At 54.7% G+C, this 16,294-nt stretch carries 18 protein-coding genes and 1 tRNA gene; 2 read left to right on the top strand and 17 right to left on the bottom strand.

What is annotated here, in order from left to right; translation table 11 throughout:
* Positions 1–10 precede the first annotated feature (10 nt).
* The 3 genes from ACTJJ7_RS16170 to ACTJJ7_RS16180 form a co-directional block, all read right to left on the bottom strand.
* Positions 11–709, bottom strand: coding sequence for an ABC transporter permease (locus ACTJJ7_RS16170; protein ID WP_105735558.1), 699 nt, complete (start codon positions 707–709; stop codon positions 11–13).
* A gap of 9 nt (positions 710–718) precedes the next feature.
* Positions 719–1,441: an ABC transporter permease gene (locus ACTJJ7_RS16175; protein ID WP_440968082.1), complete on the bottom strand. Its 723-nt coding sequence runs from the start codon at positions 1,439–1,441 to the stop codon at positions 719–721.
* A 133-nt stretch (positions 1,442–1,574) separates the two neighbouring features.
* Positions 1,575–2,417, bottom strand: coding sequence for a transporter substrate-binding domain-containing protein (locus ACTJJ7_RS16180; RefSeq protein ID WP_105735562.1), 843 nt, complete (start codon positions 2,415–2,417; stop codon positions 1,575–1,577).
* A 193-nt stretch (positions 2,418–2,610) separates the two neighbouring features.
* Between ACTJJ7_RS16180 and hutC the strand changes: the two genes are divergently transcribed.
* Positions 2,611–3,366: a histidine utilization repressor gene (hutC, locus tag ACTJJ7_RS16185; RefSeq protein ID WP_440968084.1), complete on the top strand. Its 756-nt coding sequence runs from the start codon at positions 2,611–2,613 to the stop codon at positions 3,364–3,366.
* A gap of 88 nt (positions 3,367–3,454) precedes the next feature.
* On the opposite strand, the gene ACTJJ7_RS16190 is transcribed toward hutC, so the two are convergent.
* From ACTJJ7_RS16190 to ACTJJ7_RS16240, 11 genes are all read right to left on the bottom strand, one after another.
* Positions 3,455–3,531: transfer RNA gene (locus tag ACTJJ7_RS16190), tRNA-Pro, on the bottom strand.
* Positions 3,532–3,696: 165 nt separating this feature from the next.
* Positions 3,697–3,942, bottom strand: a complete 246-nt coding sequence (locus tag ACTJJ7_RS16195; protein WP_440968086.1) for a hypothetical protein — start codon at positions 3,940–3,942, stop codon at positions 3,697–3,699.
* 122 nt (positions 3,943–4,064) lie between these two features.
* A complete protein-coding gene (locus ACTJJ7_RS16200) occupies positions 4,065–4,253 on the bottom strand; it encodes a hypothetical protein (RefSeq protein ID WP_440968088.1) in 189 nt (62 codons plus the stop codon).
* A complete protein-coding gene (locus ACTJJ7_RS16205) occupies positions 4,246–4,464 on the bottom strand; it encodes a hypothetical protein (protein WP_440968090.1) in 219 nt (72 codons plus the stop codon). The genes ACTJJ7_RS16200 and ACTJJ7_RS16205 overlap by 8 nt, the downstream gene beginning before the upstream one ends.
* Before the next feature lie 7 nt (positions 4,465–4,471).
* On the bottom strand, positions 4,472–4,690 hold the full coding sequence (locus tag ACTJJ7_RS16210) for a hypothetical protein (protein WP_440968092.1): 219 nt from the start codon (positions 4,688–4,690) through the stop codon (positions 4,472–4,474).
* On the bottom strand, positions 4,687–5,928 hold the full coding sequence (locus ACTJJ7_RS16215) for an oxidoreductase (protein WP_440968094.1): 1,242 nt from the start codon (positions 5,926–5,928) through the stop codon (positions 4,687–4,689). The genes ACTJJ7_RS16210 and ACTJJ7_RS16215 overlap by 4 nt, the downstream gene beginning before the upstream one ends.
* Positions 5,929–5,955: 27 nt before the next feature.
* On the bottom strand, positions 5,956–6,477 hold the full coding sequence (locus tag ACTJJ7_RS16220) for a trypsin-like peptidase domain-containing protein (RefSeq protein WP_440968096.1): 522 nt from the start codon (positions 6,475–6,477) through the stop codon (positions 5,956–5,958).
* A 191-nt stretch (positions 6,478–6,668) separates the two neighbouring features.
* A complete protein-coding gene (locus ACTJJ7_RS16225; RefSeq protein ID WP_440968097.1) occupies positions 6,669–6,917 on the bottom strand; it encodes a hypothetical protein in 249 nt (82 codons plus the stop codon).
* 231 nt (positions 6,918–7,148) lie between these two features.
* Positions 7,149–7,523 (bottom strand): hypothetical protein, encoded by a 375-nt coding sequence (locus tag ACTJJ7_RS16230; protein WP_440968099.1) that lies wholly within the window; start codon positions 7,521–7,523, stop codon positions 7,149–7,151.
* Complete coding sequence (locus ACTJJ7_RS16235; protein ID WP_440968100.1) at positions 7,520–7,984, bottom strand: lysozyme; 465 nt, start codon at positions 7,982–7,984, stop codon at positions 7,520–7,522. Before ACTJJ7_RS16235 ends, ACTJJ7_RS16230 begins: the two co-directional genes overlap by 4 nt.
* Positions 7,972–8,226, bottom strand: a complete 255-nt coding sequence (locus tag ACTJJ7_RS16240) for a hypothetical protein (RefSeq protein ID WP_440968102.1) — start codon at positions 8,224–8,226, stop codon at positions 7,972–7,974. The genes ACTJJ7_RS16235 and ACTJJ7_RS16240 overlap by 13 nt, the downstream gene beginning before the upstream one ends.
* 168 nt (positions 8,227–8,394) lie before the next feature.
* Here ACTJJ7_RS16240 and ACTJJ7_RS16245 point away from each other — a divergent pair, with 168 nt between their 5' ends.
* Entirely contained in the window at positions 8,395–9,825 is a 1,431-nt protein-coding gene (locus tag ACTJJ7_RS16245) for an acyltransferase family protein (RefSeq protein WP_440968104.1), read from the top strand.
* Here the strand turns inward: ACTJJ7_RS16245 and ACTJJ7_RS16250 are convergent.
* From ACTJJ7_RS16250 to ACTJJ7_RS16260, 3 genes are all read right to left on the bottom strand, one after another.
* A complete protein-coding gene (locus tag ACTJJ7_RS16250) occupies positions 9,822–11,537 on the bottom strand; it encodes a hypothetical protein (protein ID WP_440968106.1) in 1,716 nt (571 codons plus the stop codon). The genes ACTJJ7_RS16245 and ACTJJ7_RS16250 overlap by 4 nt on opposite strands.
* Positions 11,538–11,995: 458 nt before the next feature.
* The gene (locus ACTJJ7_RS16255; protein WP_440968107.1) at positions 11,996–14,848 is read right to left on the bottom strand and encodes a hypothetical protein; all 2,853 of its coding nucleotides are present in this window, start codon (positions 14,846–14,848) and stop codon (positions 11,996–11,998) included.
* Positions 14,849–14,852: 4 nt separating this feature from the next.
* Positions 14,853–16,268 carry a hypothetical protein gene (locus ACTJJ7_RS16260; RefSeq protein WP_440968109.1) on the bottom strand — a complete coding sequence of 472 codons (1,416 nt, stop codon included), beginning with the start codon at positions 16,266–16,268 and terminating at the stop codon, positions 14,853–14,855.
* Positions 16,269–16,294: the final 26 nt, after the last annotated feature.

The raw sequence follows: 16,294 nt of genomic DNA on the forward strand, positions 1-16,294 counted from the left end.
CAAAAATTCCTTACGGCAGACGCGGAACGGCGCGCCGATGCTGGGAAAGCCTGTGTTCCAGCAGCGCCATGGCCTGCAGAATCAGGAAATTGAGGATGAGATAAATCGCCGCCGCGCACAAAAACACTTCCATGGTGCGGTAGGTCTGCGAGATCAGCCGCTGCGCCACGCCCGTGACCTCCCAGACCGTCACAAGGCTGGCAAGCGCGGTCGATTTGACCATCATGACGATTTCGGTGGAATAGGCCGGAAGCGCATGGCGGAAGGCAATCGGCCCGATGATCCGGCGGACGAGCAGAAAACCCGACATGCCGATGGAGCGCGCAGCCTCGATCTCCTTGACGGAGACGGCTCGCAGACCGCCGCGAAATATCTCGGCGGTATAACCGGCCGTGCACAGCGCGAGCGAAAGCACGGCGCAGACAAAGGGTTCGCGCAGGAACGGCCAGAGAAAGCTGTAGCGGATGAAGCCGAACTGGCCGAGCCCGTAAAACACCAGGAACATCTGGATCAGCAGGGGCGAGCCGCGGAACACGAAAATATACCCCTTGGCAAAATTGCTGAGGATCGGGTTTCTGGCGACACGCATCCATACCACCAAGAGTGCCAGCAGCCCGCCGAAGAAGATCGACAGGAAAAACAGGGCAAGCGTCATCGGCACAGCTGCCAGCAATGTCCGCATGGTCTGGAGAATGAAGACGAAATCCATGACCGCTCCTCAGGCCTGACCAAGGGAAGACGGCATGGAACGGTTGGCGCGCCGTTCCGCCCGGTTGAACAGCCGGTCCGACAGGCTGGTCAGAACGAGGTAGAGACAGCCGCCGGCAATGAAGAACAGGAAATATTGCCGCGTCGACCCGGCGGCGACCTGGCTTGTGCGCATCAGATCCGCCAGTCCGATCACGGAGACAAGCGCCGAGTCCTTCAGGCTGAGCTGCCAGACATTGCCGATCCCCGGAATGGCAAAACGCAGCACCTGCGGCGCGATGATGCGGCGAAAGCGCAGGCCGCGATGCATGCCGATGGCCTCCGCGGCCTCCAATTCCCCCTTGGGAATGGCAAGATATGCGCCGCGATAGACCTCGGCCTGGTAAGCGCCGGAGATGATGCCGACCGCCAGCGCACCGGCGGCAAAGGACGGCAATCCGAGAAAGCCTTCATAGCCGAGATAGCGCCCGATGGCGGTAACGGCCCCCGATCCGCCGAAATAGATGAGATAGATGATGAGAAGTTCGGGGACACCACGAAACACCGTCGTATAGGCGTTGCCGAGCGCGCGCAAAACCGCATTTCCCGACAGTTTCGCCCAGGCAACCATGGTGCCGAGAACCGCGCCGAGCAGCAGCGCGACGATGGTCACGCACAGGGTCATCAGCGCACCGGCGATAAGCAGCCCGCCCCAGCCCTGCTGTCCAAATCCGAGCACTCCGATTATCCACATGCGCCGTGTTCCCGCTCCGCCCGGTTGATCCGGTTTTTCAGAGTATAGGCGGGCATTGCCAGATGCTGCAAATGCCGCGCCTTTCCGGCAATACCCAGTTCATCCAGAGGGCGTTACCGCCGTGCGGCGATGGTCACGGGCTGACGTCGGTCTTGAACCACTTCATCGACAGGGTCTTGACCGTGCCATCCGCCAGGGCGGCGGTGATGGCCTTGTCGAACATGGCCTTCAAATCCGTGTCGGCCTTGCGGATACCAAGCCCCTCGCCGATGCCGAAGATCGTACCGCCGAATTCGGGGCCGGTGAAAACCAGCGCGCCATTGGCCTTTTCGAATGTCGTGCCAAAATACACGGCATCGTCGAAGGCAAGATCAATACGGCCGGACTCCAGGTCCAGATCGCGTTCCGCGCCGGTCTTGTATTCGCGCACGGTGGCGATACTGCCGAAATTGTCATAGATGAACTTGGCATAGACGGTCGCCGCCTGAATACCGATGGTCTTGCCCTTGAAGGCTGTCTTCATCGCCTCGATTTCGGCAACGCCGGTCTGCCCCGGCGTGAGCTTCAGAACCGAACCGGTTCCGGCCGCATTGGCCAGCGGACTGTCCTTCTGCGTGGCGAAACCCGCATGGGTATTGGCATAGGGAATGGTGAAATCAATGACCTGCTTGCGCTCGTCGGTGATCGACAGCGCATCCATGATGACATCGAACTTGCCGGCGTTGAGCGCCGGAATCATACCGTCCCAATCGGAAGCCACCAGTTTGCACTCGACCTTCATCCCGGCGCACAGATGCGCGGCCAGTTCCGGCTCGAAGCCGCCCAGCGTACCGTCGGGATTGGTGATATTCCAGGGCGCGTAGGCACCCTCCAGCGTGATCGTGACTGTTTTCCAGTCCTTCGCATGGGCCGCTGCAGACATGGACAGCGCGGAAAGCGCCATCGCCCCTGACAGCAAGAGCTTGTGTAGTTTCATCAGCCTTCTCCTCTTGAGGTTGGCACCTGTTGAACCCGTGTTCCCGCACCACGCTGCGGTGGCTTTTGCGCTTTTGTCTTTTGGCAAGTTGTATATGGTACCTTATGACATCTCCTGTGCCGCGCAAGAGGGAAAGTCGCACCGGGAGGCAAATTCCGATCCTGCACAAGGAATGAGCAATGAGGGGCCTGCGATGACCGACGCCATGCTCAAGAAGCAACCTGCCACACGCTATGGTGCGCCGCTTTATGCCCATGTGAAACGGATGATCCTTGGCCGCATTCACAGCGGCGAATGGCCGCCCGAGCATCGTGTTCCCTCGGAGAACGAGCTGGTGGCGCGATGGGGCGTCAGCAAGATGACCGCCAACCGCGCCCTGCGCGAACTTGCCAGTGAAGGTGAACTGGTGCGCATCCGCGGCGTCGGTTCGTTTGTCGCGGCGCGCAAGGGCCATTCAACCCTGTTCGAAGTGCGCAACATCGCCGACGAGATTATCGAGCGCGGCCATGTCCATAGTGCATCGGTGGTCCGTCTGGTAAGCGAAAACGCCGCCTGCGCCGTCGCCGATGCCCTTGAGCTGCCATCCGGCGCGCCCGTCTTTCACTCGGTGATCGTGCACCGGGAAAACGGCGTTGCCGTGCAGGTCGAGGATCGCTTTGTCAATCCGCGCGCGGCTCCGGACTATCTGGCGCAGGATTTTACCGCGCATACGCCCAACGCCTATCTCAGCGCGATTGCCCCGCTCAGCGGGTCGGAACATATCGTCGAGGCGGCCATGCCGTCGGCGCGCGACTGCAAGCTTCTCGGCCTTGCGCGCAGCGAGCCATGCCTTGCCATCCGCCGCCGCACCTGGTCGGGCGGCACCGTCGTCTCGCTGGTCCATCTGGTCTATCCCGGCACGCGCTACCGGCTGGAATCGCGGACGGGCGCCACGCCGGAGAAGCTTTGACGTACACCGCCAAGCAAAAAAGCCAGACCCGAGGTCTGGCTTTTTGATAACCGATCTATCCAACCAATGATTGATCTGGCGGGATAAATGGTCGGAGCGGCCGGATTCGAACCGACGACCCCTTGACCCCCAGTCAAGTGCGCTACCGGGCTGCGCTACGCTCCGCCGGTGCCGAACCCCTAGAATACTGGGCGTTTCAGCGCAAGAGGCCAAAACCCAAAAAAGAACGAAATGTGAAAGTTTGGCCTGTGCGTTATCGACCGGATACTAAAATCACGCACAAAGCGCCGCACATGTTCTTAAAACGTTCTGTCAAACCCAACGGCACCATCATCCCATCTTCGACGTGCTGAACGGAATGATTCGAATGCTGACCTGCTTCGATCCGCAAGCCGAACAGTAGAGCTTGGGCGTTAAGGTTTGGTGGAGCGCAAAGAAGTCTGGCCCGAGCTTGTCAACCAGCAATTGCAAATCAAGCTGGGTATCGCTCTTCTTGCATTCAGGATCGTGGCAAACCGCCCATATCGAACCGCCATTTTCCAAATGATAGCCGAGTGTGTTGGGATCGTCGCTCATGGCTGTATCATAAACCATCCAACCAGGAATTTAGACACAAAAAAAGACGCCCTCGATCCCGAAGGACAGAAGGCGCTTTGTGCTATCCCCAAATGGGGAGAAATGTATTCTTGCAGGGATAATTATTTCATCAGTTGGTCAAACTCGCTTTTGGTGGGCGCATGAAGTCTTTCCAGATCATCAGCGCAATTGTTGAGGATAACGGCCTCTTTCGAGACGTGAGGGTTTTCACGGGCAGATGCCAGATGAGCCCGACGTCGCAATAGGCGAATGAAAAATTCACCCTCCAGATCGACAGATTTCTCAGTCATCTTCGGGTTCCATGGCTTTGTAGACATATGCCCCGCCGATGGCGTCTTGCCATGCACGAAGGATATTCAGGGCTGCCAGTGGGTGAAGTTCTATTTCAGAGCCATCGACCATCAGGAATATCTTGCTTCCGCGACGGGATGGGTATGCGGCATGTTCCGGCACTTTGGCCGGTTCAATCTTTCGGCTGATTCTTGCTTTGAGTGCGTCCAATTGAAAGTCACTCCTCGTCACCATCCGGCGCGTCGATATCGATTGGATCATCATGTATGTTTATCGGGCGAATAAAGGTCGCTGGCGCGCATCTGACAAATCCGCCTGACGTACAGCGGGCGAAGGCTATAACGTCGTCTACGGCCATCCTTAAGGCTTTATTCGCATCTCCGTCTGCTTTGGCCAGATAGTCATTGACCACCTGACGTCTTGTGCTGCGCTTCATGTTGTGACCATTTCCGGAGAAAGGGTAATACGCCCCACCTCTCCCCACTGTTTATGATAAGTGATTACCTTCGCAGAACGCTTACTGAGCCAACCTCCGCGAGCCGCATAGGCATCTTTTGCCGCAAGTGTTTCATGCCTCTCAACCTTCATGAGATTGGTAGAGATATCCTCATCGGAATGAAGATGGCCGACATGCGCGTAGCTGTGTTTGGTAGAGCCATAGAGTTCGCGGAACTGGCCAGCAAAGACGTGATCGATGTTCTTCACGCCGCGCTTGTGTCCGTGGTGGAAAAACAATGACGTTTCACCATGGGAATACGAATAGTAGGTGCTGGCGCTCGTATCGACCGTCACACGGGGCTCGTCCTCATAGAGAACGCACAAAAACTCCCTAAGCCACGTTTCAGATGCCGGATCATGATTAGCATCGGCCATAATGATGTGGACGTGTTCATGGCTAGTCAGGAGCATCGCAATTATGCGCCGGAACACCCTGATAGCTGCGCGTACCATCTTGGGAAAACGGCTATCAGCATCTAGTACATGCCGATTGGCTGGCGTCTCACTATCGAGGCTGTCATAGTGGAGAAGATCACCCAACTGAGCCAAAACAGCTGTGTGAGCGTTGGGGGCCATGGCAATCGCCGCTGAGAACCAGTCTATCAGCAACTTTTCGGCAATCTGTAGATCGTAGTCCGCACCGGATTCTTCGCCCCAAGCAAGAGCACCCATATGCACGTCGGTAATCGTGAATTGATTGAGGAGAAGGGAATTACACAGTTCCGGCCCCTTTACGGGGGCGACGGGAGCGATCTCTTGCTTAAGGGCGTCAATGACTGCCCGCATGGCCAAATCGCGCTGTGCGGCCTCTAGGCTGGTTTTATACCACGCCTGAACCTGATGACCATTTGCATCAACAAGGGCAGACATTCCCTTGATGATATGGCCTTGTGGGAGATTGAAATGGGAGAGTTCACGTTCTGGCCGCTGCTGGACAAACTCACGGACAACAGCCCCGTCCTTGCCATAGACCGTTGTAGACTTCGCTAGTTCAAAACCCTCAAGAACGGGTGAGAACCCCATCAAGCCGCGCCTTGCGGCTACTTTTATCCAGAACTTAAATGTTGAGATCGGAACATTCATTGCCCCGGCAGCCTTGGCCTTGATACCTCCCGCTGCTTTGAGTGCTTCAACTGCCTCTCGGCAAAGTTCATCAGTCAGGGGTGGTGTACCCATGATGCTGCCTTATGTTATTTCGGGGATTTAGGAGCGAGCTAGAAGCTTGCAAATCGTGGATGCAGGAACCGCGAAACCAATGCCAGTAAGGGAGGGAGACTGGCCGAAGGGAAATGTTGCTACGCCCACGGCAATACCAACAACGCTGCCGTATTTGTCGAACAGTGGGCCGCCACTGATACCTGGTACGATTGTCATGTCCAGTGTGACGGCCTCTTTCCACATACCGGCTTTGATGAGCCCGCTGTTCACATGGCCCCAATATGAGGTGAATTCCGTATCGAGCGGGGATCCGGTTGCGATAACCTCTTCGCCAATATTCGGTGTTCGGCAGGAAAGATGCGAATTGCCGAGAATTTCAGGCTTGGACGCCATGAGGATCGAGACGTCATAATCCTTGTTGTACCAAAGGACTTCTGCCGGCTGTTCTTCGCCAAGGCTGTTTCGCAGAGATGCAACACCGTCAACCGCAACATGACCGGCAGTGACCACATAGCCGCCACCGATGGAAACACCGGAGCCATGGCCATTGGTGAGAATTACTTTCACGACAGATGATGGATGTGGTTTGGGGGGGCATGACGAGGAAAATTCGCTGCGACACCAATGGATACCGCAGCTATGGCAGCAAAAATGCACATGAATACGCGCTGAAACGCGTTCAGTCGGGGAACAAACGACATGGGAGAATGCCTTTGAATGTCCCCATGTAGCCGCTGGAGACGAGCGGAAACAGATTGTCAGCTCTTGGCTTTCCAAGCATTGATACCGGCTACGAGAACCCACATGATCCCACTGCCAAAGGCAATGATTACAGCCATGCCAATCTTTGCTGCGAGGCTATGTATGCCAAGTCGAAATGCACGGAGAAACATAAAATCCCGACGAGCAGCATCTTGGTCTTTTGGCTCGTCAACGCGCATTCCTGCGGCGCTGAACTCTTCTCGGACCGCAGTACGAACGACCTTAATCAGTTCGTCTTCTGTCATTTGGGATACCCTGCGAGAGGTCATGAGAGTGCACCGTCACGCTGCTTGATGAAGTCTGCGAGGGATTTATGGCGTTTGGCGCAGGTGATGAGCGCCCTACGGTCACTGATCCACAATCGCTCAAGTTCCTTTTGAACAAGTGGCGTTGACGGAAGCTCGACCGGAGACTTGCACAGTCTGGTAAGTGCGCTGTCTGGCGGCTGGATCATTGGCCGTTCAGCGGGCTTTACATCAGCGAACTTTGTTGATGCGCAGCTGGCTGTCAGGAGACAAACACTTATTGTTAGCAGCAGGGTCTTTGTCCGCTTCATCTGACAGTTCCTTAATGAGGTCTTCGAGCTTTTGATTTTCCGTCTGCATTTCGGCGATGCGGGCTGCTTCCGCCTTTTTGGCCGCTATGTTTGCCTGTGCCTGCCGAAACCGCTCAGCGAGTGCCTTTGCGAGAAGTTCGTTTTCGCGTTCGGTGTATTTGGCAGACCATTTCAACTCAGCGCTGGCATATCCCTTGTTGTAAATGAACACGCCCAGAAGCCCCATAGAGACGATTACAGCGCCAATCAGGATCAGCTTAATGTACGGACCGGTAAGGAGTGAAAGCGCGTTCATAGGCCATCCGCGAGGCACAGCTCACGCTCCGCTTGACGACGACGGGTTAGGCCCGGAAAGACAATCCCGGCTGCCCTATTCCATTTGAGAAGTGCATCACAACCGGCCTGAACATTGTCGGCATTGATCTGCTTGACCACAGATGATCCACAGGCTGCCCCTACACCGACGTTATAGGCAAAGCTGGTAAGCGCCACGAAGCGCCGATCTGGCAGGGGAACCTTTACACATGCCTCGATCCCCTTGGCATATTTCTCCAAGCTCTTGACCAGCATGGCCTTGCATTCGGCGATGGAATGATGATCGCCACGCTTTACGCCAGACGTTTCGCCATAGCATACAGTGAACGGAGCGCCGCCGGTTGCAGGATCGGGATAGGCATTCTGGCGCAATCCCTCGAAGCCGCCAACGAGAGCAACAAGCATCCCGGCAACGGCGCTTCCCTTTTTCAATCGAGCCATGTTTCATCGTCCTTGCGCGGTTCGGGTTCTTTCAGGTTGGACTGGGCGATAAGTCGCGCAGCGCTTGCCAAGATGTTCACCAGCACGGCCAAAGCTGCAAAAGTACCATTGGGAATAGGCAAACTGCTGGGGTCTACGAACGTGAACCAAACCTCCAGCCCCGAAAGAAGTGCTGCAAAGATGTTGAGGCGATACGACCATGCGTAGCGCGCAACCGCCTTCCAATTGGGGAGCAGTTTCATCGGGATTTCCTGTTTCGGGGATGGAAGACAAGATAAAGTAGCAGCGCGCGCACCAATAAATCAGTGAACCATCGCTGCATTTGCACTTCTCATCGAGAATTGACGTTGATTGTTTCTTTGAAAAGATGCACATCCGCGATGGGGGAATTTAACCGTCGGGCTTTGCAAATGCGTCATTTCAGTAATATTCAGGCCATGCGTGGTATCGCGGCGCTTCTGGTTGCGATCATTCATGCACTTTCAGTGCCAGACAGGATGGGCGCGGCTCCAATTGTCCAGTATTTTTGGTCTATCGCACCTGCAGGTGTTGATATCTTTTTTGTTATCTCAGGATTTATAGTGACGAGCGTTGCGGCCCATGTGGGAGCCAATTCAACCGGAAGAAACGTTCAGGTAGCAAAAGATTTCGCCATCAAACGCTTTGTTAGAATCTATCCAATTTACTGGATCGCCTTGACGGTTTTTCTGTTCGCTTATCCAACAATCATGATCTTTGGCGCAGAAAATGTACCGCACATGTCTCTTTGGCGGCTTTATCTCTTGCTGGACACGAATAACTATCTTTTGCTGGCCGCATGGAGTTTGGCTTACGAGATATATTTTTATGTGATCCTTACAGCAATTCTTCTGATTGCCCCGAAGCGGGTATTTGCCGGAGTTGCCATTTGGGGAATTCTGTCGGCCTGTGCTGTCATCTTGGGGATGATGTACAAACCGGAATTGATTTGGCTGGTGCCTACTAGCCCCCTACTTGGGGAATTTCTGCTGGGGGCCTTTGTTGCCTACATTGTCCAAAAAGGCTTTACGCGCTGGGCGATTGCTGCCCTGTCTATCGGTGTTTTGGCTTTCATAGTAGGTGCGGAACTCAATAGGAATATATGGGCCTGGCACAATGGCTTTAGGTTGCTCGCATTCGGTCCGGCATCTGCCTTGATCATTTATGGCGTAACAGCACTGGAAGTGAACACCGGATGGACATTTGCCAAGGCATGGCAAAGGATGGGCGATGCCTCATATAGCATCTATCTCTGGCACCAACCGTTGTTTGCTGGAATCTTTGTGTTCCTCACTTATTCTGGTTTGCGCAATTATCTGCCCATTTGGACCTTGTTGCCACTATCAGTCGCCTCGATCATTCTATTGGGCTTTATCTCGTATCATTGGCTTGAGCGCCCCATCCAGCGCGCATTGCTCGCAGTTCTAATCCCGGTAGGAAATAAGGTGCCGCGTGTACTGGTATGGGGGGCAACTGTGGCCGCTGCAATGCTTATCGTGCAGCCAACTGTTTATGCGCTCAAACCCATAAACACTTCAATAACATTCAATGGAGACCGAACCCTAAAGGCACACACTCCATTCGCAGTGAGTTCATCTTCCTCCACAATTCCTATCGCAATTACGTTAAAGGCTGCAGGAAATGGGGTACTGTATATTGGCTATATGAAAGGCGGGGCGATGCGCCAGATCAGAAAGCCGTATGTCGAGGGTGACAACACCGTCGCAGTCACCATCGAGGGTCCTCCCGATCACAATGAAGTTTGGTTGGCGCGGGATGTTCCCTATACAGAACTTGAGATTATCTCAATCAATCCCGGTTAAGCCGCAACCAGATTTACCTTCGTGATATTGGGGTTGCCATTGAGTGCATAAGGCGACGTCATGCCTGCAAAAACATTGGCGCCTATTACTCCTACTCCGGGCGCGGTCGCGCTAAACACAATTGCATTTAGTCCGGTAGCCATTGCTTCAAAGATGTTTCCATCAATGGTGGCCATATAGCCGCCTGTGAACTGGATCGGCCCGGTAGCAGTGAATGAATGGGCGTTGCCGGTGATGTTAATGTAGCGGCAGAAAGAGACGTTCGTGCCGGTGTTGTCACGGACAAGCACATGCTTACCCGTGGGGTTCTGGAAGTTATTCCCAGTCACATTCAGCGTATTGACGAAGCCACCACTTGCCATCCTGTCAACAAGAATGCTCGCCTGTGAGTTGTTTTCAAAGCTATTGGCACTGATGAGGGCCGAGGAATTGGCAACGGTACTATCCGGTTGAATATCAACACCGATGTCGTATGACTGGAATGTATTTCCGATGACGCGAACGACACCAAGACCCGACGTGAATGTCAGTGCGCTTGCCCCATTGGGAGACGCGACAACGGTGTTGATGGTGTTCCCCATAATAACGGCCTCACCACCAGCACCGGCATTAGAGTTCTGGAGCAGAATGCCATATGAAGCACAGGACAGGATGTAATTGGAACGGATGGTCGGGATTACGTCACTGGCGCACCACACGCCGATACTGAGACGCACCGTTGCACTTGCACCATAGAGGCGACAGTTATCAACCATGTCACGCCCTGCAAGGGGACCGGATAGATAAATAGCCGCAGTACCGCCAGACTTATCGACGGTTGTGGTAATGCCAATACCTTCGACAAAGAGAACACCATTCGTCTTGGAAAGACAGTGACCGGCAATAGCCGTCATAATAATGATACTGGTCCCATCGCCGTTGCCGTAGACCTTTTTCACCTTGCCGCCAGCGTAATTCCATGCCTGACTTGTCGCGTAACTCCGGTCGATATAGAGCGGGAAATCCGTAGCCATGGCGGCAACACCAGCAGCAGCGTCATCCGTTACGCCGTCACCTGCAGCGCCCCACATCATCGGCGTAACAAAATCCCCGACAACACGAACCCAAGCGCCCGATGTTGAGACGACGGAATTGGCCTTAACATACAGACCCTCCAGCGGGTCGCCGGTGATCTTTGCTGAAAAATCGCCAGACAGCCATGCGAAGAACCCGTAACGTCCGCCTTCCGCGAGATAGGCGAGCATTCCCACTTCGGGGATAAGTGTCTTCAATACTGTCCGGCTGATCACGTATTTGACGACGGACAGATTGAGCGCGGCCTGTGCCTTCTGCGCGTCGGTGAGCGATTGCGGGCTGTAGGATACAGTCGTCAGATAGGACTGGATCTGCGCAATGGTGTTCATCCCCAGAACTGCTAGACCGGCAGTACCACCCGATGCGGAATCAATCGATGATGCGGTGTTCTGATCCCATATCGTATTGCCGAGGGAATCCTTGACGATCTGACGATAGGAGCCCGACCCGTAAATGACTGCCCGCCCGCTGCTATCCAGAATGACGGGGTTGGTGTTCAGGATTGTACCGGCTGCATCCTGCCAAGTATCTTTCGGGGTTGTCGTACCTGGCACATAAAAATTCACAGCCCCCCCGGCAAGCGGAGCGCCATTTGCATCAACGAAAAACTGTTTCGCGTTAGGAAGAAGGGCGGCCATGTGGTCCTATCCGTGGATGTGCAAAACCACCCCGTGGGGCTATGCCCGACAGGTTGAAATCGCGAGTTCTGTTGTTGATCGAGGGGATTTAAACGAAAAATGCCCCAGTTAAGGGGCCAATTCTCGGTGTGTTTGTTGGTATCGTGTCCGGTTCAGACTATGAACGCGCCGGAAACGTGATATTTTACGTGCCTTCCCGGAGCATCACGCATCGGGACAACACAACTCGTTATTGAGGAAAGACATGATCATTGAGCATGATCGCAATGAGCGCGCTTCCCTGCCAATCTATAACCGCTTGAAAAACAGCCATGCTGTCACAAGTAAGCGGTGGCGCTTATTCCAGATCGCAGTGGTGTTGTTGGCGCAAGCGGCAAACATCCATTTTGAGTGGCATGCCGAGCCGCTTGCTTTAGGCTTTGGGACCGCTTTATTGGCTCTTTATTTCAGCGGTATTGCTATTGCTGTTTTGAGGGCCGCTGGTTGGAACCAGCCCCACCAATCAACGCAGTTGGTACCGCAGACTGCCCAGTCAGTAGATTGCCCGTCGAAGGGGTGAAAAACCTATTCGCCGGTGTGACAGCATTCTGGAACTGCTGAGCATCTCCAGAAATAGCATCGGCCATCAATCGGTTACGCACCAAGTCCCGCATTTGCGCGCCCTTCTGGATGCCCTTTCCCGCAAGAGACAACCCAACACCGGCAGCAGCGCCGGGCAATCCTCCCACCTGAAAGCCACCAAATCCAGCTATAGGTGTTGTGAGACGAATTCCGGGCGAGACCTGCGTCACTGCCGTTAGGTTGTTAACTGCTTGTCTGGGGGCAGTCTGTGACCCAGCAAACAACTTTGCATTGGTCTGTGCAATGCGCTGTTCGTCCGCAAGGGATTGTGCCAGCTTATCGGCTTCTGATTTACCGAGAAGGATTTCGAGGCGATCCCGGTTAAAGCCAACATCTGGAACTGCCGCACCCTTGGCAGCCGCCGAACGCACCGCATTGATTTGGTTGTCAATGGCGACACGCGCACCAACTTTAGCGGCATCGACTTCCGCGGGGGCGGCATCGGCCATCCAAGACCGCCAGTATTCCGGTCGGTTCTGCAGGGCCGCATCACTTGAGGTTCCATTGCTAAGCACCTGACGCCCCTTATCGAAGGCATCCTGAATGCTCATATCATCGGCATATTGCTTTTGAGCGGGACGGTATTTCCCGCCTGCGGCCTCATCAATCTGGCCGACAAGTTTATCCCTGACATCCCGAAGAGCACTTGCAACAAGCTTATCCTGACCAGAAGCGCTCTTGCTGAGTGTATCGGCCTGTACGCGCAAATCTGACTGGATCTGATGCAGCCGCTGGGGATCAGTCAGCATTTCATCGCCGTTAGACAATTGCGCCTTGACTTTCGCAAGCGCCTGCTCGACTGGTCCAACCGGGATATTGCTACCTTGGCTCAATGAAGCCTGAACACCGGGTGCAATCGTGCTGTCAATGCTTTCAATAACAGGGCTGACGTTTACGGGCTTTGCATTGTTCAGAGCATCCCCGAACCCGGCTTTCGCATTGGTCTGCGCTGTTGTTTTGAGGTTCTGCAGATAAGCCTGAACGTCAGGGGTTGTTCCCAATGCGTCGTTAAATGCTCCTTGCACCGCATCTTTCGCGCCAGCCATACGGTTTTCAACCACGGAATTCAGGGTTGCACGTGGTGCACCACCCTGATTAGCGAGGTTCATAGCCATCTGCTGGAGGTTCGGATCAAGGTCCATCGGAGTCAGCCGTGGATTGCGAGCCATTTCAGCCGAGATCTGTTCCGGTGTCATACCTGACCCAGCCAAGGCCTTTGTAAGGTTGTTGGCCGCTGCGCCCGAAGGGGTAGCCGTCATTAGGGCGTTTCCGGCATTCTTTGCGAGCGCCACACCGCCTTGCAATGCGGCGGGAGACAACAAAGCCGCACCTGCCCTAGCCCACGGCTCAAATTTGGTTCCTTGCGTTGCCTCTCCAGCTGCTTCACTCGCAACACCGGGAATAACACCAAATTTAATACCATTTGCGAGCATATTTCCCCCGCCAAGTGCAACTGCACTGGGGAGGAACTCGCCAACATTACCGGCATATTTTCCGGGTGTTGTTTTAGCGGCATAATCGGTTGCGCCACTGGAGGCTTTGCCGAGATAGCCACGCATGGCCTCGCCACTCAGTGGGCTGGATGGAATTGTAGAATCGTCAAAGAAACTGCCCGGCGCCGGAGAACTACCCGTAACCCCTTCATACCCCTTCCTGAGCAACCAGCCTGCGCCGTAGTTGAAAAGGTTGTTCAGTGTGCCCGGAAGGCCAACAAGATCAGCCGTGCCGCGCGCAAGGCCAGCACCACCAGATTTTACAACATCGGTCAGAGTTGATGGGGCTTGGTCTGGTTGAGCCGCATTGATCGACGTTCCACCACGGGCAATCGTCGGGCCTACCGTACCGTCATTGACGAACGATTTAGCCGGAGCGGCATCGGTCTTGTCCAATCCCCAAGCCTTGATAATGGCATCGTTTGGATCGGCTTGCGGAGCCGGTGCTTGCTGATCTGCCTGAGTTGGGGCAGCGGTCGGGCCATCAAGCCCCCAAGCCTTCATTACATCATTGGGCTGTACAAGCTCACTAGGAGCTTCTGGAGCGGCAGGAGCAGCTACGGGCTGTTGTGTTGCGGTTGGCTGCTGTTGCTCGCCACCGCCAAGCAGTGGGGTAAACTGACCCTGTTCTGAACTGAACGGAGGCGGAACATAACCAACCGTCTGAACCTTACGTGCTTCGGGCAATGTGCCGTTAGCCATGGCGTTCGCCGCATCGGCGGCACCATTTCCATTCAGATGTGATGCATAGGCATTCACGAACTTGTCGGAATTGGTTCCTTGCTCGATACCACCCGGCAGGCTTGTCCAGATAGGAGCAAGCGCCTTCCCCACCTTGGCAATTTGAATAGGATCATTGGAGGATAGCGCCTTAGTCAGATCACCGCCGGTAGCGTCCTTATAGGCATCCTGAGCAAGTTGCCATGCGGCCCGATCCTGCGAGTCCGGGGAAAAGTCCGGCAAGCCAAGCTTCTGCTTATACTCGTCCCACGTGCCTTTCAGGAATTGATATTTCCCAGCCGCACTTGAGGTTTTACCCTCATTGGGCCCGCTTGTGATCGGCACATCAACGCGAGGATGATCCGACAGATCGTTAACAGTCTGGCCGCCATAGATCACATTGTATGCGCCGCCGCTCTCGGGACCGGAGATCGTATTCAGCAGGGCAATAGCCTGCGGAGGCAACGAGAGCTTCATTTAATCAACCGCCGTTTTGAGGTGCAGAAGGAGGAGTGACAAGTCCAAGTTTGGTCGCCGTGGTCACAGAATTGATGAATTTGGCCTTGTCCGGCGCAGAAAGGCTCTGGAAGTATTTAGTGCGGGCTGCTGGTTCCATTAGATCAATCCCATATGCAACAGGGTCTTGCTGAGCATTGAATTCACTCGTCCACTTGCCGTAGTTGGCTGCTGGTTGGCCCGATGCAGTAAATGCTCGGTTCTGTGCGTTCTGCATTTTACGCGTGGCCAATGCTGTCTTCGCCACATCAACAGCAGCGGCATTTGAAATGTTCACGCTGGGATTACCTGCGAAAGCAGCCGCCAGTTTGTCATTCGTGCCATTGCCACCGACTGAACTCGCATATGATGTGAGGTATTTACGCGCCTCGTCGAAATTGCTGATCTTGTCGGGGTCGATACCAGCAATGGCGCCAAGTCCCATGGACTGAGCAAACGACTTCATCTCGTTCAACTGCTCTGTTCCGGGGCCTGTTCCTGTTGTTCCGAGTTTTTGAAGAGCGGTGATCGATTTCGTGAGCGGCAGCACTTCCGACTGGAAATTTGCTTCGCGCTGCTGATCGGCGGAATACTTCTCCGCGTTTGTTTTGGCCATAACCTGCTGAGCCTCAATTTGCCCCGCAGGAGGGCTCATGATGGCAGCGCCGTTTGATGCTTGCTCGGGTTGGACCCGCGTTGGAATGCCGTTCTGTGGCTGTGAGGGCATAAGCTGATTGGCTGGACTGTTTGGCGCTGTCTGCGGAACGGCTAGGAGCGGATTAACACCCGCCCTCTCCATAACCTGCCCCTGCGTTTGCGCAGTAGTTCTGCCGTATTGATCCGTCCCAAGAACAATACCTGCGCGCTGTCCCGGAGAGGTTTCAAGTGGGATATCAGCACCAATTCTTTGCACACCCATAATAGGGCTACTCTTAACTGGAATGATTCTGTTCCCTGTATTAATCGTTCCGGGCTCTCCGTAAATCTTCGCAAACTGGCTCTGACCATCCTGTACCCGAACGTTGAGGTTCTGGAGGTACTGCGGAAGCTGTGCCGGATCGGATGGCATGTTCGCGATTTCGATTTTGGCGATGTCAGGCGTAATCCAACCCTGCTGAATGGCCTGCTGCGTTGCGCCTACGAGGATGTCGTGCCCCTGCGGTGAGGCAATACGCGGGTCTTGTGCCAATGAGCCAAGGAACTGTGACAGCTTTCCATACTGCTGATGCGCAAGATTTACCTGATCATTGGTCAGCCCAACTTTGGCCCGCTGATTTTCAGTCTGCAAAAGCTCGTTCTGCTGCTGGGCGTTTCTGATCCCCTGAACCTGTCCAAGCGTCTGGATGAGAGAATTCGAGTTCGCCTGAGGATAGAACGATGTATCGATATTGGGGTCGCCCATTGCTAAAATCCCTTAATAGCGAGAGT

The organism is Phyllobacterium sp. 22229 (assembly GCF_052056495.1).
Classification (GTDB): domain Bacteria; phylum Pseudomonadota; class Alphaproteobacteria; order Rhizobiales; family Rhizobiaceae; genus Phyllobacterium; species Phyllobacterium myrsinacearum.

What these genes read in the sequence shown, in the direction of transcription:
- hutC (WP_440968084.1), top strand. Translation starts at nt 2,611, where the DNA reads ATGACCGACGCCATGCTCAAGAAGCAACCTGCCACACGCTATGGTGCG.
- ACTJJ7_RS16260 (WP_440968109.1), bottom strand. Translation starts at nt 16,268, where the DNA reads ATGGGCGACCCCAATATCGATACATCGTTCTATCCTCAGGCGAACTCG.
- ACTJJ7_RS16225 (WP_440968097.1), bottom strand. Translation starts at nt 6,917, where the DNA reads ATGACAGAAGACGAACTGATTAAGGTCGTTCGTACTGCGGTCCGAGAA.
- ACTJJ7_RS16235 (WP_440968100.1), bottom strand. Translation starts at nt 7,984, where the DNA reads ATGGCTCGATTGAAAAAGGGAAGCGCCGTTGCCGGGATGCTTGTTGCT.
- ACTJJ7_RS16255 (WP_440968107.1), bottom strand. Translation starts at nt 14,848, where the DNA reads ATGAAGCTCTCGTTGCCTCCGCAGGCTATTGCCCTGCTGAATACGATC.
- ACTJJ7_RS16215 (WP_440968094.1), bottom strand. Translation starts at nt 5,928, where the DNA reads ATGGGTACACCACCCCTGACTGATGAACTTTGCCGAGAGGCAGTTGAA.
- ACTJJ7_RS16250 (WP_440968106.1), bottom strand. Translation starts at nt 11,537, where the DNA reads ATGGCCGCCCTTCTTCCTAACGCGAAACAGTTTTTCGTTGATGCAAAT.
- ACTJJ7_RS16180 (WP_105735562.1), bottom strand. Translation starts at nt 2,417, where the DNA reads ATGAAACTACACAAGCTCTTGCTGTCAGGGGCGATGGCGCTTTCCGCG.
- ACTJJ7_RS16230 (WP_440968099.1), bottom strand. Translation starts at nt 7,523, where the DNA reads ATGAACGCGCTTTCACTCCTTACCGGTCCGTACATTAAGCTGATCCTG.
- ACTJJ7_RS16200 (WP_440968088.1), bottom strand. Translation starts at nt 4,253, where the DNA reads ATGACTGAGAAATCTGTCGATCTGGAGGGTGAATTTTTCATTCGCCTA.
- ACTJJ7_RS16195 (WP_440968086.1), bottom strand. Translation starts at nt 3,942, where the DNA reads ATGAGCGACGATCCCAACACACTCGGCTATCATTTGGAAAATGGCGGT.
- ACTJJ7_RS16240 (WP_440968102.1), bottom strand. Translation starts at nt 8,226, where the DNA reads ATGAAACTGCTCCCCAATTGGAAGGCGGTTGCGCGCTACGCATGGTCG.
- ACTJJ7_RS16210 (WP_440968092.1), bottom strand. Translation starts at nt 4,690, where the DNA reads ATGAAGCGCAGCACAAGACGTCAGGTGGTCAATGACTATCTGGCCAAA.
- ACTJJ7_RS16175 (WP_440968082.1), bottom strand. Translation starts at nt 1,441, where the DNA reads ATGTGGATAATCGGAGTGCTCGGATTTGGACAGCAGGGCTGGGGCGGG.
- ACTJJ7_RS16170 (WP_105735558.1), bottom strand. Translation starts at nt 709, where the DNA reads ATGGATTTCGTCTTCATTCTCCAGACCATGCGGACATTGCTGGCAGCT.
- ACTJJ7_RS16245 (WP_440968104.1), top strand. Translation starts at nt 8,395, where the DNA reads ATGCGTCATTTCAGTAATATTCAGGCCATGCGTGGTATCGCGGCGCTT.